At 66.0% G+C, this 20844-nt stretch carries 26 protein-coding genes; 12 read left to right on the plus strand and 14 right to left on the minus strand.

What is annotated here, in order from left to right; genetic code table 11:
• Window position 1 precedes the first annotated feature (1 nt).
• Entirely contained in the window at window positions 2-601 is a 600-nt protein-coding gene (locus MAB_RS19895; protein ID WP_005080346.1) for a TetR/AcrR family transcriptional regulator, read from the minus strand.
• Between the two features lie 49 nt (window positions 602-650).
• On the opposite strand from MAB_RS19895, the gene MAB_RS19900 reads away from it, so the two are divergent.
• Window positions 651-1091, plus strand: coding sequence for a PaaI family thioesterase (locus MAB_RS19900; RefSeq protein ID WP_005061570.1), 441 nt, complete (start codon window positions 651-653; stop codon window positions 1089-1091).
• A gap of 59 nt (window positions 1092-1150) precedes the next feature.
• A complete protein-coding gene (locus tag MAB_RS19905) occupies window positions 1151-1750 on the plus strand; it encodes a TIGR03086 family metal-binding protein (RefSeq protein WP_050546857.1) in 600 nt (199 codons plus the stop codon).
• 72 nt (window positions 1751-1822) lie between these two features.
• Here MAB_RS19905 and htpX read toward each other — a convergent pair whose 3' ends face one another.
• Both htpX and MAB_RS19915 read right to left on the minus strand, forming a co-directional pair.
• Window positions 1823-2692 carry a zinc metalloprotease HtpX gene (htpX, locus tag MAB_RS19910; RefSeq protein ID WP_005094627.1) on the minus strand — a complete coding sequence of 290 codons (870 nt, stop codon included), beginning with the start codon at window positions 2690-2692 and terminating at the stop codon, window positions 1823-1825.
• Window positions 2693-2777: 85 nt separating this feature from the next.
• Window positions 2778-3764: a polyprenyl synthetase family protein gene (locus MAB_RS19915; protein WP_005094629.1), complete on the minus strand. Its 987-nt coding sequence runs from the start codon at window positions 3762-3764 to the stop codon at window positions 2778-2780.
• A 38-nt stretch (window positions 3765-3802) separates the two neighbouring features.
• On the opposite strand from MAB_RS19915, the gene MAB_RS19920 reads away from it, so the two are divergent.
• Complete coding sequence (locus MAB_RS19920; protein WP_005112101.1) at window positions 3803-5032, plus strand: geranylgeranyl reductase family protein; 1230 nt, start codon at window positions 3803-3805, stop codon at window positions 5030-5032.
• A 16-nt stretch (window positions 5033-5048) separates the two neighbouring features.
• On the opposite strand, the gene MAB_RS19925 is transcribed toward MAB_RS19920, so the two are convergent.
• From MAB_RS19925 to MAB_RS19955, 7 genes are all read right to left on the minus strand, one after another.
• Complete coding sequence (locus tag MAB_RS19925) at window positions 5049-5732, minus strand: demethylmenaquinone methyltransferase (RefSeq protein WP_005061581.1); 684 nt, start codon at window positions 5730-5732, stop codon at window positions 5049-5051.
• Window positions 5733-5841: 109 nt separating this feature from the next.
• Window positions 5842-6984 (minus strand): glycosyltransferase family 4 protein, encoded by a 1143-nt coding sequence (locus MAB_RS19930; protein ID WP_005080341.1) that lies wholly within the window; start codon window positions 6982-6984, stop codon window positions 5842-5844.
• 61 nt (window positions 6985-7045) lie between these two features.
• On the minus strand, window positions 7046-7486 hold the full coding sequence (locus MAB_RS19935; RefSeq protein ID WP_005061585.1) for a DUF3592 domain-containing protein: 441 nt from the start codon (window positions 7484-7486) through the stop codon (window positions 7046-7048).
• Window positions 7483-9105, minus strand: a complete 1623-nt coding sequence (gene menD, locus MAB_RS19940; protein WP_005080340.1) for a 2-succinyl-5-enolpyruvyl-6-hydroxy-3-cyclohexene-1-carboxylic-acid synthase — start codon at window positions 9103-9105, stop codon at window positions 7483-7485. Before menD ends, MAB_RS19935 begins: the two co-directional genes overlap by 4 nt.
• 12 nt (window positions 9106-9117) lie before the next feature.
• Entirely contained in the window at window positions 9118-9954 is an 837-nt protein-coding gene (locus MAB_RS19945) for an alpha/beta fold hydrolase (protein ID WP_005061589.1), read from the minus strand.
• An 11-nt stretch (window positions 9955-9965) separates the two neighbouring features.
• Window positions 9966-10934, minus strand: coding sequence for an o-succinylbenzoate synthase (locus MAB_RS19950; protein ID WP_005080339.1), 969 nt, complete (start codon window positions 10932-10934; stop codon window positions 9966-9968).
• 18 nt (window positions 10935-10952) lie between these two features.
• A complete protein-coding gene (locus MAB_RS19955) occupies window positions 10953-11591 on the minus strand; it encodes a histidine phosphatase family protein (protein WP_012296703.1) in 639 nt (212 codons plus the stop codon).
• Between the two features lie 138 nt (window positions 11592-11729).
• On the opposite strand from MAB_RS19955, the gene MAB_RS19960 reads away from it, so the two are divergent.
• The 3 genes from MAB_RS19960 to MAB_RS19970 are packed head-to-tail and all read left to right on the plus strand — an operon-like array spanning window position 11730 to window position 13305.
• Window positions 11730-12062, plus strand: a complete 333-nt coding sequence (locus MAB_RS19960) for a hypothetical protein (RefSeq protein WP_005080337.1) — start codon at window positions 11730-11732, stop codon at window positions 12060-12062.
• Between the two features lie 59 nt (window positions 12063-12121).
• Window positions 12122-12823, plus strand: a complete 702-nt coding sequence (locus MAB_RS19965) for a Clp protease N-terminal domain-containing protein (protein WP_005112104.1) — start codon at window positions 12122-12124, stop codon at window positions 12821-12823.
• A 32-nt stretch (window positions 12824-12855) separates the two neighbouring features.
• On the plus strand, window positions 12856-13305 hold the full coding sequence (locus MAB_RS19970; RefSeq protein ID WP_005097236.1) for a nitroreductase/quinone reductase family protein: 450 nt from the start codon (window positions 12856-12858) through the stop codon (window positions 13303-13305).
• Here MAB_RS19970 and MAB_RS19975 read toward each other — a convergent pair.
• Together MAB_RS19975 and MAB_RS19980 are read right to left on the minus strand one after the other, a co-directional pair.
• Window positions 13302-14483: a GGDEF domain-containing protein gene (locus MAB_RS19975; RefSeq protein ID WP_005112106.1), complete on the minus strand. Its 1182-nt coding sequence runs from the start codon at window positions 14481-14483 to the stop codon at window positions 13302-13304. The two genes, MAB_RS19970 and MAB_RS19975, sit on opposite strands and share 4 nt — an antisense overlap.
• On the minus strand, window positions 14480-15496 hold the full coding sequence (locus tag MAB_RS19980; RefSeq protein WP_005094641.1) for a pirin family protein: 1017 nt from the start codon (window positions 15494-15496) through the stop codon (window positions 14480-14482). The genes MAB_RS19975 and MAB_RS19980 overlap by 4 nt, the downstream gene beginning before the upstream one ends.
• 49 nt (window positions 15497-15545) lie before the next feature.
• Here MAB_RS19980 and MAB_RS19985 point away from each other — a divergent pair, with 49 nt between their 5' ends.
• The 4 genes from MAB_RS19985 to MAB_RS20000 all read left to right on the plus strand — a co-directional run bounded on the left by MAB_RS19985 (window position 15546) and on the right by MAB_RS20000 (window position 18146).
• Window positions 15546-15890 carry a GNAT family N-acetyltransferase gene (locus MAB_RS19985; protein ID WP_005094643.1) on the plus strand — a complete coding sequence of 115 codons (345 nt, stop codon included), beginning with the start codon at window positions 15546-15548 and terminating at the stop codon, window positions 15888-15890.
• Complete coding sequence (locus tag MAB_RS19990) at window positions 15887-16345, plus strand: carboxymuconolactone decarboxylase family protein (protein WP_005080331.1); 459 nt, start codon at window positions 15887-15889, stop codon at window positions 16343-16345. Before MAB_RS19985 ends, MAB_RS19990 begins: the two co-directional genes overlap by 4 nt.
• Window positions 16346-16459: 114 nt before the next feature.
• Window positions 16460-17146 (plus strand): hypothetical protein, encoded by a 687-nt coding sequence (locus MAB_RS19995; protein ID WP_434089298.1) that lies wholly within the window; start codon window positions 16460-16462, stop codon window positions 17144-17146.
• A 55-nt stretch (window positions 17147-17201) separates the two neighbouring features.
• Window positions 17202-18146: a 1,4-dihydroxy-2-naphthoyl-CoA synthase gene (locus MAB_RS20000; RefSeq protein ID WP_005094646.1), complete on the plus strand. Its 945-nt coding sequence runs from the start codon at window positions 17202-17204 to the stop codon at window positions 18144-18146.
• A 91-nt stretch (window positions 18147-18237) separates the two neighbouring features.
• Here the strand turns inward: MAB_RS20000 and MAB_RS20005 are convergent, their stop codons facing one another.
• Window positions 18238-19068: an SDR family oxidoreductase gene (locus MAB_RS20005; RefSeq protein ID WP_005080329.1), complete on the minus strand. Its 831-nt coding sequence runs from the start codon at window positions 19066-19068 to the stop codon at window positions 18238-18240.
• Between the two features lie 133 nt (window positions 19069-19201).
• On the opposite strand from MAB_RS20005, the gene MAB_RS20010 reads away from it, so the two are divergent.
• Complete coding sequence (locus MAB_RS20010; protein ID WP_005061787.1) at window positions 19202-20089, plus strand: SDR family oxidoreductase; 888 nt, start codon at window positions 19202-19204, stop codon at window positions 20087-20089.
• Between the two features lie 27 nt (window positions 20090-20116).
• The gene (locus tag MAB_RS20015; RefSeq protein WP_005080328.1) at window positions 20117-20503 is read left to right on the plus strand and encodes a VOC family protein; all 387 of its coding nucleotides are present in this window, start codon (window positions 20117-20119) and stop codon (window positions 20501-20503) included.
• Between the two features lie 30 nt (window positions 20504-20533).
• On the opposite strand, the gene MAB_RS20020 is transcribed toward MAB_RS20015, so the two are convergent.
• Window positions 20534-20815 (minus strand): hypothetical protein, encoded by a 282-nt coding sequence (locus MAB_RS20020; RefSeq protein WP_005077815.1) that lies wholly within the window; start codon window positions 20813-20815, stop codon window positions 20534-20536.
• Window positions 20816-20844: the final 29 nt, after the last annotated feature.

Consider the following 20844-nt stretch of genomic DNA (forward strand, 5'->3'; position numbering starts at 1 on the left):
CTTACTCCGCCCGTGCGCGGATGAGCGCGATCAGCTCACGCTCGACCTCGCGTAAGGGCTGCACCGAGCGGGCAGCCTGCGCCTGCAGCAGTGCACCTTCGATGGCGCTGACGGTGAGCGACGCCAGGCTGTCGACATCGTGCGCCACCCCTGAGTCACGGAAGGACTCCGCCAGCCGGGTGCGCATCCCGATGAAAGCGTCGTGGGCCGCGGCCCGGATCTGCTCCTCCCCCGGGCCGGCGAGCGCGGCTGCGGCATGCGGGCACCCGGTGTCGAAGTCATGCGCCTCGAGCTGATTGACCCACCACGCGATGAACCTGGTGAGCAGGTATTCCGCATCGCCACGGGCGCGCAGCGCGTCGAGAAACCCATTGGCAAGATCCGACGCCTCTCGCTCTGCCGCGGCGATGAGTTCGGCCTTGCCCTCCGGAAAGTGCTGATAGATGGAGTTGCGCGCGGTGCCGCTGCGTTTAAGCAGGTCAGCCAGGCCGGTGGCATGCACACCACGCTCGCGCATCATGGCGATCGCGCTGTCGATCAGCCGTTGCCGTGGACCCGACGCCACCTCGCCCTCCTCACCCACATAGACCAATCGGTCCATCTGCTGCTACCGTCGGCATGGACCAATCAGTCTACGCGGAAGGGTGGCCATGACCACGGAAATCGAGAACCTGTCGGGGCTGGAACTGCTGCGCAGCATGGGTGGGACGGCCGACGGGATGCCGCCCATCGCCCGTCTACTCGGGATGCAGCTGGAGGACATCGAGTTCGGGACGGTGTCGTTCAGCGTGGTCACCCGCCCCGAGTTCGCCAACCCGTTGGGCACGTTGCACGGCGGCATCTGTGCGACGCTGCTCGACTCGGTGTTGGGCTGCGCGGTGCACTCCACCCTGGAACCCGGAATCGGTTACGGCACACTCGAACTCAAGGTGAACTACGTCCGCACCGTCCCGGTCGATGGCGAGCGCTTGGTGGCCACGGGCACGGTGTTGCACCCCGGCCGCCGGGTGGCGACCGCCGAGGGCAAGGTTGTCGACTCGCAGGGCAGGCTGGTGGCGCACGGCACCACCACCGTCATGGTGTACCGCTGATGAGCGCGAGCGAAGAAGGCCAGGCACTGATGAGCGCGAGCGAAGAAGGCCGGGCACTGATGAGCGCGAGCGAAGAAGGCCGGGCACTGATGAGCGCGAGCGAAGAAGGCCGGGCAGCGACGAGCGGCGCGAGTGCCGAGGACTTCGCGCGCGCCTCGGATGCCATCGAGGCGTTGCTGGCGGCGGTGCGCCCGGATCAGTGGGATGCCGCCACACCGTGCGAGGAATGGAATCTGCGGCAGTTGGCGGACCATCTCGTCGAGGTGAACTACTCACTGGCCGGGCGCTTCGGCGGGCTCAGCAGCGGTACCGCCGCCGACCCGGTGGCGGCGTATCGGCTGTCCGCCCAGGCGTTGCGTGACGCGCTGGCGCTGCCCGGCGTGCTGGACCAGACCTATCCCGGCCCGTTCGCGCACACCACCGGCGCCAACCAACTTCAGGTCCGCATGGCCGATCTGCTGACCCACGGCTGGGATCTGGCGCGAGCCACCGGCGCGTCCGCCGACCTGCCGGTAGATCTCACCGAAAACGCGCTCGGCTTCGTGCAGAAACTTGCCGGGGCGTTCGCACGATCGGGGAAGTTCGGCGCCCCGCAGCCCGTGGCCGAGGATGCCCCGGCACTCGACCGGCTGGCTGCGATGACCGGCCGGGTGGTCTAGCACTTCCCCGAGGGTGAAGCCAGTGCGGAATCTCAGCCGATTTCCTGCACTGGTTTCACGGTCGGCGATTACTCAGAAGCGGGCCATATTCTCTAGGCGCGCAATGCGGTCCGCCATCGGCGGATGCGTCGAGAACAGCGAGGCGACCCGATCGCTGGCCCGGAACGGGTTGGCGATCATCAGATGTGACTGGCTGGCCAGCTGCGGCTCGGGCGGCAACGGCGCCGCCTGCACCCCACCGGAGATCTTGCGTAACGCCGAGGCCAGCGCCAGCGGATCACCGGTCAGTTCGGCACCGGACTGATCGGCCTGGTACTCCCGGGAACGAGACACCGCCATCTTCACCACCGTGGCGGCAATGGGCCCCAGCATCGACACCAGGAAAAGCGCAAAGGGGTTGGGGCGGTTCTCGTCACCGCCGCCGAAAAAATTCAGGAACATCGCCATATTGGCCAGGCCCGAGATCACGGCGGCGAGGGCACCGGCGACACTGGAGATCAGGATGTCGCGGTTGTACACGTGCGAGAGCTCGTGTCCCAGCACCGCGCGCAGTTCGCGCTCGCTGAGCAAGTCCAGGATGCCGGTGGTGCAACACACCGCGGCGTTGCGAGGATTGCGGCCCGTGGCAAAGGCATTAGGGGCGTTGGTATCGCTGATGTACAACCGGGGCATGGGTTGACGGGCGACGGTCGCCAGCTCCCGCACAATCCGGTACATGGCGGGCTGCTGCAACTCGGTGACCGGCTGGGCGTGCATGGCGCGCAGCGCCAAGGTGTCGCTCTTGAAGTACACGTACGCGTTCATGCCGACGGCGAACACAATGGCCAGCAGCAAGATGCTCTTGCTGTGGAACAGCGAGCCGATGAACACGATCATCGCCGACATGCCGCCCAGCAGCAGCACTGTCTTGAGTCCGTTGGCGTGGCTGGGTACCGCTGGCATGATCATCCTCCTCGTTCGCTCGACGGGTGTTACCAGGTGTCACTCAAGCTAACGAAGAAAGATCTAGCAGGGTTCCGCCGCGCGCTTATCCGTGGCGGCGCACGGTGTACTCGATGAGTACGCCCAGAGCGTCACGAGCATCACCCGGTGGCAACTCCACCAGCTCGGCCTTGGCCCGATCGGCGTAGTCGATGACGACGGACTTGGCCTGCGCCAGTCCCTCGGAGGCGCGCAATAGGGCGAGCGCCTCTTCCACCTCGGCGTCGTCGGTGATCGGCGCGGCCAGCAGGACGCGCAGCCGGTCCGCGTCGGGGCCGGTATCGCGCAGGGCGTACAACATCGGAAGGGTGTGCACTCCCTCGCGCAGGTCCGTGCCCGGTGTCTTGCCCGATTCGTCGGTGAGGCTCTCGATGTCGATGATGTCGTCGGAGATCTGGAAGGCAGTGCCGACGATGGCGCCCAGGCGGCTCAGCCGTTCGATCTGATCGTCGTCGCAGCGCGACGTCATGGCGCCGAAACGGCCCGCCGCCGCGATCAACGATCCGGTCTTCTCGTGGATCACCTTGAGGTAGTGCTCGGTCTCGTCGCCGCCCTCGGGCACCCCGACGGTTTCCCGCATCTGCCCGGTGACCAGCTCGGCGAAGGTCTCCGCGACGATCCGCACGGCCGTGGGGCCCAGCCGCGACACCAACCGCGAGGCCGTGGCCAGCAGATAGTCCCCGGCCAGAATCGCCACGTTGTTACCCCAACGGGCATTGGCGCTGGGCACCCCGCGACGCTTCTGCGCCTCGTCCATGACGTCGTCGTGGTACAGCGTGGCCAGGTGGATGAGCTCGCACACCGCACCCGCGAGGATCACCTCGTCGTTGTCCGGATCGGGTCCGGTCTGTGCGGCCAGCACCGTGAACAGCGGGCGGAAGCGCTTCCCACCGGCGTGGAAAAGGTGCAGCACAGACTCCGTCAACAGCGGGTCGGACTGCCCCAGCTCGGACACGATGAGGGTTTCGATGGCGGCCAAATGGTCGCGCACCTTGGCGGCGAATACGGGATCACCGAGGTCAACTCCGGCCACCGTGGTCGAGTTACTCACCGGTCCAACATACTGGGAAGGTGCAGACCTCAGCGGACCTGGTCGTCGTCGGTGCCGGCCCAGCCGGATCGGCGGCCGCGGCGTGGGCCGCACGCTCGGGGCGCGAGGTGGTCCTGGTCGATTCGGCGGTGTTCCCCCGAGACAAGACGTGCGGCGACGGACTGACCCCGCGCGCCGTCGAACAACTCGAGTTGCTGGGCCTGCGCCCCTGGCTCGACGAGCACATCCGATACCGGGGTCTGCGCCTGCACGGATTTGGCGGAAATCTCGAAGTGCCATGGCCCGGAACGTCTTTCGGTGGCACCGGGAGCGCGGTGCGCCGCACCGAGCTGGACGACAAGATCCGTCAGGTCGCCGTCGACTCCGGGGCCAAGATGGCCGAGTCCACCAAGGCCGTTGACGTCGAGCGTGACTCGGCGGGCCGGATCACCTCGGTGCGGGTGCTCGACGACAACGGTCCCGGCGAGATCGCGTGCAAGGCCGTCATCGTCGCCGACGGGGTGCGTTCGACGCTCGGAAAGATCCTCGGACGCGAGTGGCACAAGGACACCGTGTACGCCGTCGCGGGCCGCGCGTACATCGAGTCGGCCCGCGGTGACGAAGAATGGATGACCTCACACCTGGAGCTGCGCTCCCCCGAGGGTGATGTGTTGCCCGGATACGGCTGGATCTTCCCGTTGGGCGGCGGACAGATCAACATCGGTGTGGGTGCGCTGGCCACGTCGAAACGCCCCGCCGACGCAGCGCTGCGCCCGCTCATCGAGTACTACACCGAGCTGCGGCGCGAGGACTTCGGGCTCACCGGACGGCTGCAATCGATCGCGTCGGCACTGCTGCCGATGGGCGGTGCGGTATCCGGCGTCGCGGGCCCCAACTGGATGCTCATCGGCGACGCGGCGGCCTGCGTCAATCCGCTCAATGGCGAGGGTATCGACTACGGGCTGGAAACCGGCCACCTGGCCGCCGAGGTGCTGGACGCCGGCGATTACTCGCAGCTGTGGCCACAGCTGCTACGGGACCGCTACGGCCGTTCGTTCTCGATCGCACGGCGACTCGCGGCGCTGCTCACGTTGCCCCGCTTCCTGCCCGTGATGGGACCGGTGGGCATGCACTCGGCGGTATTGATGCGAATTGCCGTGCGGCTCATGGGAAACCTGGTAACCGACGACGATCAGGACATGATCGCGCGGGCCTGGCGAGTGGCTGGCGGCGGATCACGACGCCTGGACTCCCGTCCGCCGTTCAGCTGATTTCTCCCGCGAGCAGTTACAAAGTGGCGATGTGGAGGGCGACGATGCCACCGGTGAGATTGCGCCACCGCACATTTGACCACCCTGCCGAGGCGATCTGGTGGGCCAGCGCCTCCTGATCGGGCCACGCCCGGATGGACTCGGCCAGGTACACGTAGGCATCCGGATTGCTGCTGACGGCGCGCGCCACCTCGGGCAGCGTCTTCATCAGATATTCCATGTACAGCGTGCGAAACGGCCGGTTGACCGGCGTCGAGAACTCGCATACCGCAAGGCGGCCACCGGGTTTGGTGACACGAGCCATTTCCCGCAGCCCTTCGACGTGATCGACGACATTACGCAGCCCAAAGCTGATGGTCACCGCGTCGAACGAGTGATCCGCGAACGGCAGCCGCGTGGCGTCCCCGGCCACCTTCGGCACGTCGCGACGGGCACCGGCCTTGAGCATGCCGACCGAGAAGTCCGCGGCCACGCACCACGCACCGGACTGGGTGAGTTCGGCGGTCGAGACCGCGGTTCCCGCGGCGATGTCGAGCACCTTGTCGCCGGGCTTGAGCCTGAGGGCCTCGCGGGTGGCGCGGCGCCAAAAGCGGTCCCGGCCGAAGGAGAGCACGGTATTGGTGATGTCATACCTACGGGCCACCGCGTCGAACATGGACGCGACCTCGTGCGGGTCCTTTTCCAGGGTGGCGCGGTTCATACCGTGACGGTACAGGGCAGCCCGCCCGGACGCCGACACGCCGTGTTCTGATGCGTTCACCGAGTCATTGCCACCGAATGCGGCGTGTCGACGCGGGGGGTGGGGCGGATCAGGCGGTCATGATGCCGCGGCCCAGGGTGGTGCCCGCCGCCGCGGCGTAGTGCTCCAGCAGCTCATCGCAGATCGCGGGCCAGGTGCGTGCAAGTACTCCCCGGCGTGCGGCCGCCGAGAAGCGGCTGCGGGTGGCCGGCTGTACCAAGTGGTCGACCGCCATACCCAGTCGCGCCTCGAAGTCGGCGACCGGCAACAGCATGCCGTTGCGCCCGGGAATCACCAGATCACGAGGCCCGCCGGCATCCGGAGCGATGGACGGCACGCCACTGGCCAGTGCTTCCTGTACCGCCTGGCAGAACGTTTCGTGCTCGCCCGGGTGGATGAAGACGTCGAGACTGGCGTAGGCCCGCGACAGTGCCGACCCGGTCAGTTCGCCGGTGAAAACCGCTGTCGGCATCAGCTTTTCGAGTGCTTCGCGTTCGACACCGCCGCCCACGATGACAAGCTGAAGATCATCGCGCCCGGCCAGCACCGCGAGGCGCTCCACATGCTTTTCCGGAGCGAGACGCCCGACGAACCCGATGATCGGCTTGCCCTTGGGCGACCAGGCCCGGCGCAGCTCATCGTCGCGTGCCGAGGGGGCGAAACGCTCGATATCCACGCCACGCGACCACCGGAACACCCGCGGGATTCCATGCATGGCAAGGTCTTCCATCGCGGACGACGACGGTGCCAAGGTACGGTCGGCACGGCCGTGCAAATGCTTGGTCCAGCGCCAGGCGGCACGTGCGGCGAAACCGGCGCCGTAGCTGTCGGCGAATCCCGCCACATCGGTTTGATAGACGGCGACCACGGGCACATCAAGGTGCTGCGCGGCGCGCAGTCCGCCATATCCCAGCACGAACGGCGAAGCCAGGTGCACCACGTCGGGGGCGAACTCGCGGAAGATCCGGACCATGCGCGGCTGCGGAACTCCCAGCGGAAGCGTGCTCACCTTCGGGAACATGATGGCCGGTACCCGGTGCACGGGCACTCCGGCGTACTCGGTAGCGGCGGGGGCCTGTCCGCGCGGGGTGTCGGGCGCGATGACGATGGCCTCGTGCCCGGTGCGGCGGAAGTGCTCCAGCACCCGCAACACCGAATTGGACACTCCGTTGACGTTCGGCAAGAACGACTCGGCGACGATCGCGATGCGCACATCGACAGCATGTCAGGATCAACTGGCAGTTAGGTTGCCCCCAGGCATACGTCACGCAAACTTAAGCGTGAGCAGGGGCCGGGCCTCGGCGCCGCAGCCAGGCGAGCCCCAGCAGCACGGTTCCGGTGACCGTCCACACCACCACGATGATAGAGCCTGCCGGGATGATCGACAGCGATGCGTTACGCCCTTGTACCCGAACCAGATCCGGGTTGGACTTGTCATACTCGACATAGATCCGCATGCCCGGACTGAGCTCGGACGGATAGAGGACACCCAATTCCGGCCGGTACGTGACTCGTTCGGGTGTGACGAACTCGATGGTGGATCGTCGCGGGCCCGCGCTGAGCACCTCGGCCAGCGCGACGCCCATATCCCGTTCGATTGCCTTGTCGTTGCGCCAGGCGCCGGCGACCAACAGCAGTGACTGCAGGGTCATCAGGCCCGCCAGGATCAGCACTCCGATCCTGACTCTCGTGATGACGCGGGCGCGCCGGTTCACAGGGCCGCCCTGATGGCGGCATGTAGCTCGCGCAGAGTTGAGCGATCAGCCTTGACCTCCAGAACCCTGATACCCCTGGCCGGTTCGTCCAGGGCGGGACCAAGCTCCTCGACCGAAATCGACTGTGAATCCACATGATAAGCCCGGCACAGCGCCGCAATATCGACATCGTGCGGGGTACCGAAGATGCGCGAGGAGACATCGTGGAAGCGCGGGTCGCCCTGCTCCAGCAGTTCGAAAATTCCGCCGCCGTTGTCATTTGAGACCACGATGGTCAGATTCTCGGGCCGGGGCTCGGTAGGGCCGATCAATAGACCCGAACTGTCGTGCACAAAGGTGAGATCGCCGATCAACGCCACCGTGCGACCACCCCGGTGCGCCAATGCCGCGCCGATCGCGGTGGATACGGTGCCGTCGATGCCGGCCACTCCCCGATTGGAGCGCACACGAACGTCCTTGGCGCCCCACGGAACAAGAGCGGCGTCGCGTACCGGGTTGGACGCGCCGAGCACCAGCTGATCGCCGTCGCGCAGCGACCCACACACGTGCGCCGCCACATGCAGGCCCGTGGTGAGGGGGTGCGTGCTCAGCTGTCCGCGCACCGCGTCGAGCGCCTTGTGATGCGCATGGGCGCACCGCTGCAGCCACGCCGGGTCGGGGCTTCCGGAGGTGACCGCACGGGTGCCGGTGGCCTGCGAGTTACCGGATACGTCGGGCCAGCGTGGCCCGGTAGTCAACGCGTACACCGGAATCCGGCTGTCCGCCAACAACGAGGAAACCTGCCGATGCAACGTCGGGCGCCCCAACATGATCACCTGCTGCGGGTGCAGCAGCGTGAGCGCCAGCGGATGTACCGGGTTATCGGGCTGTGGCGCAGTCGGTTCGGCCACGGTGGGCAGCATCGAAAGATTTGGGTGGGTGGCCGCGCCGTGCCCCGCTATCACCACGGTGTCCGCAGTCAGATCGATCTCGACGGGTTCGTCGAATGTCACGTCCGGGGTGTAGGTCCATGGGGCGCCGCCAGGGCGTCCGGCGGGTATCGGTCCGCCGTCACGATCGGGCACGAGTGGTTCCCGCAGCGGGATGTCGAACTGCACAGGTCCCGCATTGGCGGTACGAGATCCCTTGGCGGCAGCCAAGACCCGGCAAGTCGCCGAGCGCCAGTGCGGGTTCTGGGCCTCGATCTTCTCCGAGCCCTCTTCTGCCAGACCGATGCTGATCGCCGCACGAACCTGAGTGCCGAAGTAGCCGAGCTGCTCCATGGTCTGGTTGGCTCCGGTGCCCAGCAATTCGTAGGGCCGGTTGGCCGACAGCACGATCAGCGGCACCCGCGCATAGTTGGCCTCCACCACCGCCGGGCCCAGGTTGGCTACCGCCGTCCCGGATGTCATCGCCACCGGCACCGGGGAGCCACTGGCGGCGGCCAGCCCGACGGCCAGGAAGCCGGCGGTGCGTTCGTCGATGCGCACGTGCAGTCGCAGCCGGCCGGCCTTGTCGGCGTCGTGCAGCGCAAAGGCCAGCGGCGCGTTACGCGAACCTGGGCACAACACCACATCGCGGACGCCGCCGCGGATCAGCTCGTCGACGACGGCGTGGGCCTGTGCGGTCGACGGGTTCATGCCATCAGGGTGTCATACCGTCTGAGCGGTACTCGCAAAGAACTCCAGGATCACGCGGTTGACCTCGTCCGGGCGCTCGATGAAGCCCAGGTGCCCGGCATCGGAGATCTCGACATACTGGCCGCCGGGGATCGCATCGGCCACCTCTTTGCCGAGGTAGGGCGGCAGGGTCATGTCGTCGGTGAACCCGATGACCAGCGACGGAACCTTGATGTCCGCATAGGCGCCGGGCCGGTCCGGGGCGGGTATGGCGCTGCGCTGATGGTCGATGCCACCCGAGGCCGGTTCCGGCCACAGCGTGAACATGTCGATCCAGTCCTTGATCGCCGCATCGTTGTTGAGGGTCTTCGGCGAAAAGTTCAGCAGCAGCCGCATCGCGGCCTGGTACGCCGCCGGCACCTCGACACCCGAGGCGGATAGTTCGAGTTCTGCCTTGCGGAAGAACGAGCGCGTGGCGTCCTCGCGTCCGCGAGTGCCCATGAACACCGCGGCGGTCACCAATTCGGGGCGGGTGAGCGTGAGTTCCTGCGCGATGAGGGCACCCATGGAGAACCCCACCAGCCGGGCCGGAGCGGCGCCGAGTTGCTCGATGAGCGCCGCGGTGTCGTCCACCATGTCTTGAAGGGTGAAGCCGTCCGCTGACTCGGTGGTCGGCGGTATGCCGCGGTTGTTGAAGGTGATGGTGCGATAGCCCGCGGCACGGAACGCCGGCACCTGGTGCAGGTGCCAGCTGCGGCCGGCGCCACCACGCCCGGAGATAAAGACGACGGGGTCGCCCGAGGCGCCGAGCGCCAGGGGCCCGCGGTCGTCATAACTGATCTGGATGCCGTTGATGTTCGCGAGAGGCACGGTGATTGAACCTACCGGTTGAGCAGCGCGTGGCAGTCGGCTACTCGGCGGCGCCACCGATCCAGCCGGTCAGCGGGCACGGCGAGCGCGGCCAGCCGAGCCGGGTCGGGGGTGCACGACGTGACGGGCAGGTGGCCGTCCACCACAGGCGGCACATCCGCTACATCGGCCAAGAAAAATCCTCCGGTACCCAGGCCACAGGCGTGATCCAGCTCCGGCAGCGCCGCCGCCGCACGCAGACCGATGCCGATGCCCACCGCGCTGTCCAGTGCGCTGGAGATCACCGCCGGCATCCCGATACGCGCGGCGATCTCCAACAAGGCGTGCACGCCACCAAGGGGCGCCACCTTGAGCACCGCGATATCGGCCGCCCGCGCTTGCGCGACACGAAGTGGATCACTTGCGCGCCGGATGCTTTCGTCTGCAGCGATCGGCACTCCGGGGAGCCGCCGGCGCAGTTCGGCCAGTTCTTCCACGGTGGCGCATGGCTGTTCGGCGTACTCGAGAGCGCCGTCGCGGGTCAGCGCGGTCAGCGCGTGGACTGCCTGCGCGACAGTCCAGCCGCCGTTGGCATCGACCCGCACCGTGCGGATCCGAGCGCGCACCGCCTCGACCCGAGCGACATCCTCGTCAAGCGTTTGTCCCGGCTCGGCCACTTTGACCTTCGCGGTCTGGGCGCCCGGGAATCGGGACAGCACCTCGGGTACATCGGCGGCGGTCACCGCGGGCACCGTCGCGTTGACCGGGATGCGGTCACGGCGCGGCGTGGGCAGCGCGCGGTACGCGGCCTCGATGGCGGCGGACAGCCACGCGGAGGCCTCGGCCGGTTGATACTCGGGAAACGCACCGAACTCGCCCCAGCCCGCCGGGCCGTCGATCAACGCGACTTCCCGGGTGGTGATGCCGCGAAATCGCACCCGCATGGGCAGCGCGACAACATGCAGCCGGTCGAGCACGTCGTCTAATACGGGCAGCTCCACATCTGCGATCGTCGCATGCTAGACCGACCGGAGGTGATCGATGCTGCCCAGTTCGGTAACCGCGCGATTGTGGAAGTAGTCGTCTTCACTGAGCACGCTGATGCTGCCCGCCGGGGCCCGGAAGGATACGTAACCCGTCGAAGCGACGGGCATCTTGATCCATGCGGATACGACAAACGTCAGCGCACCACCGTGCGTCACGATGACCTGGTGACGGCAACGGCTTTCTACGATATCGCTCATTGCGTCGTAAATGCGTTGCGCAAAAACGATTTTCGTCTCCGCACCGCTAATCCCTTCATCGTGGGCCATCCGCTCGCCCACCGCGGGCGGCGGCACAAACCTTTGATCAAGCCACTCCTGAGGCCTGCCACCGGCCTCCCCGTACGACTTCTCGCGCAATCGCACATCGACAATGGGCGCGACACCCAGGGCATCGCCGATCGCGTCGGCCGTGTGCGCCGCACGAACCAGATCCGAGGTGTACACCTCGACCTCGCTGCCGCCGGGAACGCGGGTGCGCAATGACGAGGCGATCGCCCGGGCCGCGCGTCGGCCCGCCGCGGTTAATGCGGAGTCGTACCACCCACCGACCAGCCCATCCACGTGATGAGTCGACTCCGGATGCGTCACAACGTATAGGCGACGCAGCTCCACATCTGCGATCGTCGCATGCTGCCCGGCGGACCGTCCGCGGCAGCCTCACCGGGCGCCCGAAAGTGACTTTCGGTTCTAGTGCGTCCCACGACCGAATGCCAATCTGCCCAGTGCAAAGGAAGCAAAGAAGGAGAGGGCATGACAACGGCTCACGGTGTCGCGGGATTTCAATCGGGTTGCCGGTGCCCAGGTTGCTCCACGGCCGAGGCACGACGGCTGCGGCGGATCGGCGACCTGGAACGGGAACGGTGGGAGCCCATCAATCAGCGTGCTACCCGGCGCACCGAGCACTACTTCGCCGAGGCCTCCGATCATCCGCTGAATTGGCAGAAGCCCTGGACCAAGGAAGAGATCAGCACCGTACTCGATTCGTCATCCACGGCCGCGCAAGTCGCGACGCGACTTGGACGCTCGGTGGGGGCCATTCACGCGGCGCGGCGACGATTCCGTGCACGGCCCTGCCGGAATTAGCACACCATCTGGTCAACTTTTAGTTGACAACTACCATATCGTCAACCTAATGTTGACACATGGCCGCATTTCCCATCTCCTTGGACAACCTGATCGAGTCCGTACGCGGGATGCATCCCGACGGCACCGCGCTGGATCACCTTTCCGATGCCATGCTGCTGGCCGGGCGGTTGTCCGATCATGCCGACGCGTTGATCGGACACTTTGTCGACCAGGCCCGTCGCTCCGGCGCCTCCTGGAGCGAAATCGGTTCCAGCATGGGCGTATCCAAGCAAGCGGCACAGAAACGCTTCGTGCCGTCGGTACGGATGTTTTCTCGCTTCACCGATCGTGCCAGGCGATCTGTCGTCGGTGCGGCAGGCTTTGCGCTGGCAGACGGCACGCCGATCACCGTTGACCACCTCCTGGCCGGAGCCATCAGCGATCCGAAGGGGCTTGCCGCAGTCATCGTCGCGCAGGCCGGGATAACCGCCGACGCACTCGGAATCCCGGAGCGGCCTGCCCCCGATTACGATGCGGTGGCACCGACGCTGTCGACCGCGGAATTCGACGGTGACGCACAGGAGGCCCTGGAGGCCACGCTGCACATCGCACTGCGCTTGGGGCACAACTTCATTGGCACCGAGCACCTGCTACTGGCCATCTTGTCCGGCCACACCGACACCTCCCGCCGACTCTCCGAGCTAGGTCTCAATGCCGTCGTGGCCGAGGAGCAGGTGACCCGCCTGCTCGGTGAGATCTTGCAGGGCAGGACCCCCTAGCCAGCAGGCCCCCGAAGGCGTACCTTAATGTCATGCCAGTTGACATAAAACCCGTACCCAAGTGGCTTAAATACTTCAATAAGGTCGTCATCGGCGGGCACAAGGTGGGCCTCAAATTGCCGATGATGGTCCTGACGGTGCCGGGCGCCAAGTCTGGTAAGCCACGGTCCACCCCCATCACCCCCTTCACACTCGACGGGCAGCGCTATGCCGTTGGCGGAGTGCCGGGCTCGGCCTGGATCACCAACGCGCGCAAGGCCAAAACGGGCACCCTAACGCGGGGACGCCACAGCGAGCAGGTCCGCATCATCGAGCTGTCTCCGCAGGACTCCCGGCCGGTGCTACGCGCATTTCCCATCGAGGTGCCCGCCGGGGTCGGCTTCATCAGAAACGCCGGACTGGTCACAGAGGGAACTCCCGACGAGTTCGAGGCACTAGCCGGGATTGCCGCTGTGTTCCGGTTCGATCCGCTGAACGGCTAGGCGCCCGAACGCCACAAATATCGCCCCTCGGAATCGTCATCCGCGTGCAAGATCCGGGACTGATCTCCCCCATCGTGCTTGGCCTCATACATGGCGCGGTCCGCACAGGCCGTGAGCACCTCGATCGCCTCCTGCGACGTCGCCGATACCACTCGTGAGACCGCCTGAGCCGCCACACCCACGCTCGCGGTCACGGCGATACCGGCCGGCATCGAGGCCGTGACGGCTTGCCGCAACCGAGTGGCGAATTCGGCAACGGCGGACGCCGGGCACACCGTCACCACAAGAAACTCCTCGCCCCCGGAGCGGCCGACCACACTCGTTCCGGTCGTCCCACATGTGAGCGCATGGGCCACGTCGATGAGCACCCGGTCGCCGGTGCCATGGCCATACCGGTCATTGATGGACTTGAACCTGTCGATATCGACGATGGCCGCGGCGGTCACCTGATCACCGTCCAGCGGCTGCTCGCGCCGCAGTTCGCCGTAAAGCCGCTGCCACTCGGCGTAGATACCGCGCCGGTTGAGCAGCCCTGTCAGCGGATCACGCTGCGCGGCAAGTGCGTCCCATCGCACCACCGCAATCCCGAATTGAATGACCGCCGGGATCAGCACCACGACCAACAGCATGCTGGTCACCTTCACCAGCGCGGTCATCGCAGCGCCGACGGTACCCTCGGCGAACAGGCGAGACGACAGCGCGATGATCATCGGCGCGCACCAGGCGACGTGGGCCACCAGCAGCCGGTTCGCCAGGAAGAAGCTCACGTAGGCGCCGACGGGCGTGAAAAGCACCGTGCCCACCAAGCCCGCGAGTGGATCGGAGTCCTGCCAGCAAGCCACCGCGATGCCGATATCGGCAAAGGCGACGAATGCCACCGCCTCACGTAGGGACGGCCACGGCCCCACCGCCCAACGCAACGCCCACCCCAATGAGCCGACCGCGCACAGCCCGACGATGACGCGACCGATCATGCTGCGCGGACCGGTATCGCTGAACTGAACGGCAATGCAGATCGCGGCGAAAATCAGCGCGTATCCGCCGATGAGGTTGCGGACGGTCCGGTCCAGCTTGCGCGCATGAAGGAAGCCGCGCAGCCAACCCGTCGGCACCGGTTCGGTCCACCATTGACGCAGAAAGCCCATCCACGCGGTGGACCGGATATACGAAACGATCACGGCGTCGCGTAGCCAGGATTGGCGGTCGGAGCATTGCGCCGGGGCACCATCCGCACCCTGGGCAGTGGCGGCGCGGGCAAGCGAGGCACCGCGCCCTGGTAGCCCTCTACTCGCCCGAAGCGCTCGGACTCGGCCTGCCATTCCTCCCGGAAGGCCGCGATCTCGTCATGGTCGCGGCCGACGAAGTTCCACCACATGACGATCTGCTCACCGAACGGTTTGCCACCCAACAGAATCGCCCGGGCCGTTGTCTCCGTCGGATTCGTCACGGTGAGTTGCTCCACTCCGGTGCCCACATATCCCAGCTCACCGCGAGTCAGCCGGCTACCGGAAAACTCGATGGCCTCGGTATCCACCAGCAGCCCATGCTCGAATCCGGCATCAACATCGAATCGCGCCGTACTGTGCGGTTCCAGCAGCAATTCCGCGCCGAGCAGCGGAGTCGCGGTACGCACCGGCGACACCTGTCCGGCCAACGTGCCCAGGAACACCCGCAGACTCACCCCGCCTGCCACCACGGCGTCGGGGGCGTAATGCTGGAAATCGCGAGCCGCGTCCCGAGATTCATCCGGCAACGCGACCCACAACTGCACCCCGTGCAACGTAGTGGTCTGTGCCGTCGACACCTCCGAGTGGCAAATGCCGCGGCCACCCGTCATCAGGTTGAGCTCTCCCGGCCGCACCATCGCATGCACGCCACTGCTGTCGCGGTGCTCGATCTCTCCGGTGAACAGCCAGCTCACCGTCTGCAGGCCGGTATGCGGGTGCGGCGCGACATCCATGCCACCGGTCTGCCCGATATCGTCGGGCCCGTAGTGATCGGCAAAGCACCACGCCCCGATCAGTGATCGCTGCGCCTGAGGCAAAGTGCGCAGCACCGTCATGGCACGCGGCCCTCCGAGCGGAACCTCTCGGGGAGTGAGGATCTCGACGACGGGCCGTCCGGCATCGTCCAGCGGGCACGGGCCGCCCTCGCATCGGGTCTCCGTCGGCGTGGTCTCGGTATTGCTCATGCCTTCATCATCGGCCGAATTCACCACATGTGCGGCATAGTTGGTCACCATGGATGAATCCGACGTCACGGTCGCCGACGCACCCGACAACCACCGATTCGAGATAACCGCAGACGGTGAGCTCGCCGGGTTCACCGAATACCTGGATACCTCGCTGGACGGCACCGCGGTACGGATCTTCTTTCATACGGAGATCGACGAAAAGTTCGGCGGGCGCGGCCTGGCCGGGACGTTGGTGCAGTCTGCCCTGACCACTTCGCGGGGCACCGGCCGCAAGATCGTGCCGGTATGCCCCTACGTCAAGAAGTTCGTCGGCAAGCACCACGAGTTCGACGACATCGTCACCCCGGTGACCCGGGACGCACTGGCCGCGGTCGAGGCACGTCAGGGATGAGCGAGCACCGCGTCTACATCGACAAACAGACCCCCTCCGTCTATCAGGGACTGAGCAAGACCGCCGCCGAACTTCGCGCCCGGGCCGCCGACACGGGACTCTCACGAACCACGTTGGAACTGGTCAATATTCGGGTGTCGCAGCTCAATCGCTGCCTGTTTTGCCTGGACCTACACACGCGCGTCGCGTTGGAAGAGGGTGAGTCAGCACAGCGGATCGCCGTATTGCCGGTGTGGCAGGAAGCCGAACTGTTCAGCGATGTGGAGCGCGCCGCCCTGACCATCGCCGAGGCCGTGACGGAAGTCACCGACCACCACCTCACCGACGAGCAGTACACGGCGGTGCGCGAGCATCTGTCCGACGATCAGGTATCCGTGCTGGTCTGGTCGGCGATCATGATCAACACCTTCAATCGGATCTCGATTCTGAGCCGACACCCGATCAAGCGCCGCTGATACGGCGGCAGGGCCGGGAATACAGCCGCATCACCATGAGTTAGATTTCTTAAGCCAGACTAATTACCTGGTGAAGGACATATCTCACGGGGAAGGTATTCGACGATGCCTCAGGTGCGTGCCATACGTTTCGGCAGGAGAACGCGCTCGCTAGTGGTGGCGGCGGCACTTGCCACCGCGCTATCCGGGTGCACCGTCTACCAGACGCTCACCAAGCCCACCGAAATTCCCCAGACCACAACGGCCCCCACCGTCAGTGACCAGGAACAGATCCGTCAGGTCACGGCCCAAATGGGCAAGGCCCTCGGCAGCCTCGACTTGGATGCCGGTAATGCCCTGACCTGCCCGCGCTATCAGGTGTCGAGCCGCACCGCCGACGAGAAACTCGTCCCGTCGATCAATTCGTGGCAGGGCGCCGAGCAGGCGCTCATGTACGGCGATACCTCCACCCTGGCCAGTGCTGTCGCACAACAGTTCCCCAGCGCCGGCAGCGGCGAGCGCGCGAGCCTGGTAAGGGCGATCGTGAACCGTGACCAGTTCTCCTACACGACCGGCGTGCTGCAGATCCTGCGTGAATCCACCACCGTGGAGAAGTTCGCGATCGACAACATCAAAATCGTCGGCGACAGCGCCACGGGCGACATCACCGCGACGTACAGCTTCGGCGGCGCCGGCACCCAGACCCAGGTCAAGCCGAACCAGTTCCGCAAGGAAGGCGGCAAGTGGGCGTGGTGCCAGCAGCCGCCCCCGGGACTCTTCACCCAGTGGACGACGTCCTCGGCGGCACAAGCCTCGGCGTAGTCGTACCCGGTGGCTTCGACCGACCGCATAGCGGGTGGCCTCTAGAGTCGGAGCCATGACCCAAGACGACGGGCAGACCGCCAATCCCTTTGACCCGACGCGCTGGCAACCGGTACCGGGGTTCGAGGACCTGACCGACATCACCTATCACCGGAACGTCGAACACGGATCTAATGGGGCTCGCCAGACGGGCACCGTACGGATCGCGTTCGACCGCCCTGAGGTGCGCAACGCCTTCCGCCCGCACACCGTGGACGAGCTGTACCGCGCCCTGGATCACGCACGGATGACGTCCGACGTGGGTGCGGTGCTACTCACCGGAAACGGTCCCAGCCCCAAGGACGGCGGCTGGGCATTCTGCTCCGGCGGCGACCAGCGCATCAGGGGGCGCACCGGCTATCAGTACGCCGGGGGCGAGACCGCCGAGACGGTGGATCCGGGGCGCGCGGGCCGGCTGCACATCCTGGAAGTGCAGCGCCTCATCCGCTTTATGCCAAAGGTGGTGATCGCCTTGGTGAATGGCTGGGCCGCCGGCGGCGGACACAGCCTGCATGTGGTGTGCGACCTGACTTTGGCGAGCCGCGAGCACGCGCGCTTCAAGCAGACCGACGCCGACGTGGGCAGTTTCGACGGCGGGTACGGCAGCGCGTACCTGGCCAAGATGGTCGGCCAGAAGTTCGCGCGCGAAATCTTCTTCCTGGGCCGGCCCTACACCGCCGAGCAGATGCACCACATGGGTGCCGTCAACGAGGTCGTCGACCACGCCGAGTTGGAGAATGTCGCACTCGAGTGGGCCGCCGCGATCAACGGCAAATCGCCGCAGGCGCAACGCATGCTGAAATACGCCTTCAACCTCACCGATGACGGCCTGGTGGGCCAGCAGCTGTTCGCCGGGGAGGCAACACGATTGGCCTACATGACCGATGAGGCCGTAGAGGGCCGCGACTCATTCCTGCAGAAGCGCGAGCCGGACTGGTCGCCCTACCCCTGGCACTACTAGCCCGGGTCGGCAATCCCCGGACGGCGAGCATGCCCAAATGTGCCGAATTTGGGCGTAACAAGGCACATTTCAGCATGCTCGCCAAGAGAAGCTAGGCGCGCTCCATCCAGAAGTCGAGCTCCAGGTCCTCCTCGGCGCACTCACGATACTGAGAGAAGTCGGTGACGCCCGCCTCGCGGAGCACCTCGTCGTCGATGAAGCAGTTCCCGCTGACCTCACGACTGGGCTTGGTCAAGATCTCGTACGCGGCGTCGGCCATGATCTGCGCCGAACGACAACGGGCAACCAGCTCTGCACCCAGGATGTTCCGGATGGCCGCGGTGTCGATCGTGGTGCGCGGCCACAAGGCATTCGACGCGATCCCATATTGACGCAGTTCGGCGGCCAGTCCGATGGCCACCAGACTCATGGAGAACTTCGAGATGGTGTAGGCGGTGGTGGTCCGCTCGAACCACTTGGGCTCCAAGGTGATCGGCGGCGACAACGTCAGGATGTGGGGATTGTCGGCCTCCTTGAGCGCCCCGATCGCCGACGTGGACAGCGAGAACGAGCCGCGCGCGTTGATGTCCTGCATCAGGTCGTAGGCCTTCATCGAAATCGATTCCGAAGGAGCAAGATTCAGCGCGCTGGCGTTGTTGACCACGATGTCGATTCCACCGAACTTCTCGACAGTCTGGGCCACCGCCGACGCGACGACCTCGTCGTCACGGACGTCTCCCAGCAGGGGCAGGGCGTGACCACCCGCGGCCTCGATCTCCTCGGCGGCGGTGTAGATGGTGCCGGGGAGCTTGGGGTGCGGTTCGGCGGTCTTGGCCATGATCGCCACATTGGCACCGTCCCGCGCCGCCCGGAGCGCGATGGCCAGCCCGATACCGCGGCTGCCTCCCGACATGATGATGGTCTTACCCGCCAGCGATCCCATTAGCCACGTCCTTGTCGTCATAGGGTTGAGTGAGGCCAGCGTAGGACACCACCGGTGGCCGAAACCGGGCGAGACATACGTCACCGGGACCCAACATTTCGCACGCATCGAAAGAGGCATACAGTTCTTACTCGTGAGTAAGAACTCGTTCGGCAAGCGCGTGAGTACGACGCTCGCGCGCGCGGCCATGCAGCCATTCCCCAGCCTCCCTCTGGTTCGGGCTCGGCTCGATCCCAACTATGGGGCCCCGATCAAGGGCAAGCGCGTGCTCATCACGGGCGCATCGTCCGGCATCGGCGAGGAGGCGGCCTACCAGTTCGGCAAGCTCGGCGCCAAGGTCATCGTGGTGGCACGACGCGAAGATCTACTGGCCGAGGTGGCAGCACGCATCATCGCCGAGGGCGGCGAGGCGGAGGCCATCGCGTGCGACTTGTCCGACCTCGACGCCATCGACAAACTCGTCGAGACCGTCAACGAGAAGCACGGCGGCGTCGACATTCTGGTGAACAATGCCGGGCGCTCCATTCGCCGTAAGACCTACGAATCCCTGGATCGCTGGCACGACGCCGAGCGGACCATGCAGCTCAACTACTTCTCGCCGCTGCGACTGATCCGTGGGTTCGCCCCTGGCATGGTGGAGCGCCGAAGCGGTCACATCATCAACGTGGCGACGTGGGGTGTGCTCACGGACGTGGTGCCTCAATTCGCGGTGTACAACGCGTCGAAGGCGGCACTGTCGACGGTGAGCCGAATCGTGGACGCCGAGTATGGGAAGTACAACGTGCACACCACCACGCTGTACTTCCCGCTGGTCCGCACCCCGATGATCGCCCCGACCGAGGCTTACACCAATGCGGCCGCGCTGACCTCTGCCGAGGCCGCTGAATGGATGGTCCTGGCGGCGCGGACTCGCGTGGTGCGCATCGCACCCAGAATCTCGGTGATGTCAGCTGCCACCAACGCGGTAGCCCCCGACCTTGTCACACGAGTCGCCCGAAACGGTCGCGAAACGCTCGGATAGCCCGGCTTGCCGTGGTAGACACGGCTCATGGAGATCTTGTCCAGCCGAATACTGTTGCGGCCTAAGGACTATGACGCGACATTAGCCTTCTATCGCGATACCTTGGGACTGGCCGTCGCCCGCGACTACGGGGCGGGCATGGTGTTCTTCGCCGGACAGTCACTCATCGAGATCGCCGGACACGGTCGTCCAGACGGACCGCTGACCGCATTTCCGGGCGCGCTGTGGCTCCAGGTACGCGACGTCTACGAGACCCAGACCGAGCTGGAAAGCCGTGGGGCGTCGATATCCCGCGCCGCACGGCAGGAGCCATGGGGCCTGCATGAAATGCACGTCGCGGCGCCCGACGGCGTCACGCTGATCTTCGTGCAGATTCCCCCGGATCACCCGTTACGCAAAGACACCCGGCGGTAGCTACCGCCGGGTGTCTTTGAGATGTCTTGGCTACTTCTTCAGGAACGGGAAGAAGTCGACGCCGGTGTGGTGAATGATCGTGGTCCGGGTGATCCACAGCAGCGCGAGGACAACAACCGCGCCGACCAGAGTGAACAGCGCCAGCCCCAGGAACTTCACCGCCGGGTTCGGAGCGACCACGGTGCCGTCGTCATGGGTGCCACCGGCACCCGACGAGTAGGCGACCAGACCCGCCGCGAAGACGGCCGGCAGACCCGCACCGAGGATGAGCCCGACCACGAGCACCTTGCCGATGGCTTCCAAGTAGTTCATCGAGGATTCCTTCTCTTCGCTGGTGTGGG

The sequence above is a fragment of the Mycobacteroides abscessus ATCC 19977 genome (assembly GCF_000069185.1).
Taxonomy (GTDB): Bacteria; Actinomycetota; Actinomycetes; order Mycobacteriales; family Mycobacteriaceae; genus Mycobacterium; species Mycobacterium abscessus.

What these genes read in the sequence shown, in the direction of transcription:
- MAB_RS20015 (WP_005080328.1), top strand. Translation starts at nt 20,117, where the DNA reads ATGGAGATCTTGTCCAGCCGAATACTGTTGCGGCCTAAGGACTATGAC.
- MAB_RS19990 (WP_005080331.1), top strand. Translation starts at nt 15,887, where the DNA reads ATGAGCGAGCACCGCGTCTACATCGACAAACAGACCCCCTCCGTCTAT.
- htpX (WP_005094627.1), bottom strand. Translation starts at nt 2,692, where the DNA reads ATGCCAGCGGTACCCAGCCACGCCAACGGACTCAAGACAGTGCTGCTG.
- MAB_RS19960 (WP_005080337.1), top strand. Translation starts at nt 11,730, where the DNA reads ATGACAACGGCTCACGGTGTCGCGGGATTTCAATCGGGTTGCCGGTGC.
- MAB_RS19970 (WP_005097236.1), top strand. Translation starts at nt 12,856, where the DNA reads ATGCCAGTTGACATAAAACCCGTACCCAAGTGGCTTAAATACTTCAAT.
- MAB_RS19985 (WP_005094643.1), top strand. Translation starts at nt 15,546, where the DNA reads ATGGATGAATCCGACGTCACGGTCGCCGACGCACCCGACAACCACCGA.
- MAB_RS19905 (WP_050546857.1), top strand. Translation starts at nt 1,151, where the DNA reads ATGAGCGCGAGCGAAGAAGGCCGGGCACTGATGAGCGCGAGCGAAGAA.
- MAB_RS19980 (WP_005094641.1), bottom strand. Translation starts at nt 15,496, where the DNA reads ATGAGCAATACCGAGACCACGCCGACGGAGACCCGATGCGAGGGCGGC.
- MAB_RS19965 (WP_005112104.1), top strand. Translation starts at nt 12,122, where the DNA reads ATGGCCGCATTTCCCATCTCCTTGGACAACCTGATCGAGTCCGTACGC.
- menD (WP_005080340.1), bottom strand. Translation starts at nt 9,105, where the DNA reads ATGAACCCGTCGACCGCACAGGCCCACGCCGTCGTCGACGAGCTGATC.
- MAB_RS19925 (WP_005061581.1), bottom strand. Translation starts at nt 5,732, where the DNA reads ATGAACCGCGCCACCCTGGAAAAGGACCCGCACGAGGTCGCGTCCATG.
- MAB_RS19895 (WP_005080346.1), bottom strand. Translation starts at nt 601, where the DNA reads ATGGACCGATTGGTCTATGTGGGTGAGGAGGGCGAGGTGGCGTCGGGT.
- MAB_RS19900 (WP_005061570.1), top strand. Translation starts at nt 651, where the DNA reads ATGACCACGGAAATCGAGAACCTGTCGGGGCTGGAACTGCTGCGCAGC.
- MAB_RS20020 (WP_005077815.1), bottom strand. Translation starts at nt 20,815, where the DNA reads ATGAACTACTTGGAAGCCATCGGCAAGGTGCTCGTGGTCGGGCTCATC.
- MAB_RS20005 (WP_005080329.1), bottom strand. Translation starts at nt 19,068, where the DNA reads ATGGGATCGCTGGCGGGTAAGACCATCATCATGTCGGGAGGCAGCCGC.
- MAB_RS20000 (WP_005094646.1), top strand. Translation starts at nt 17,202, where the DNA reads ATGACCCAAGACGACGGGCAGACCGCCAATCCCTTTGACCCGACGCGC.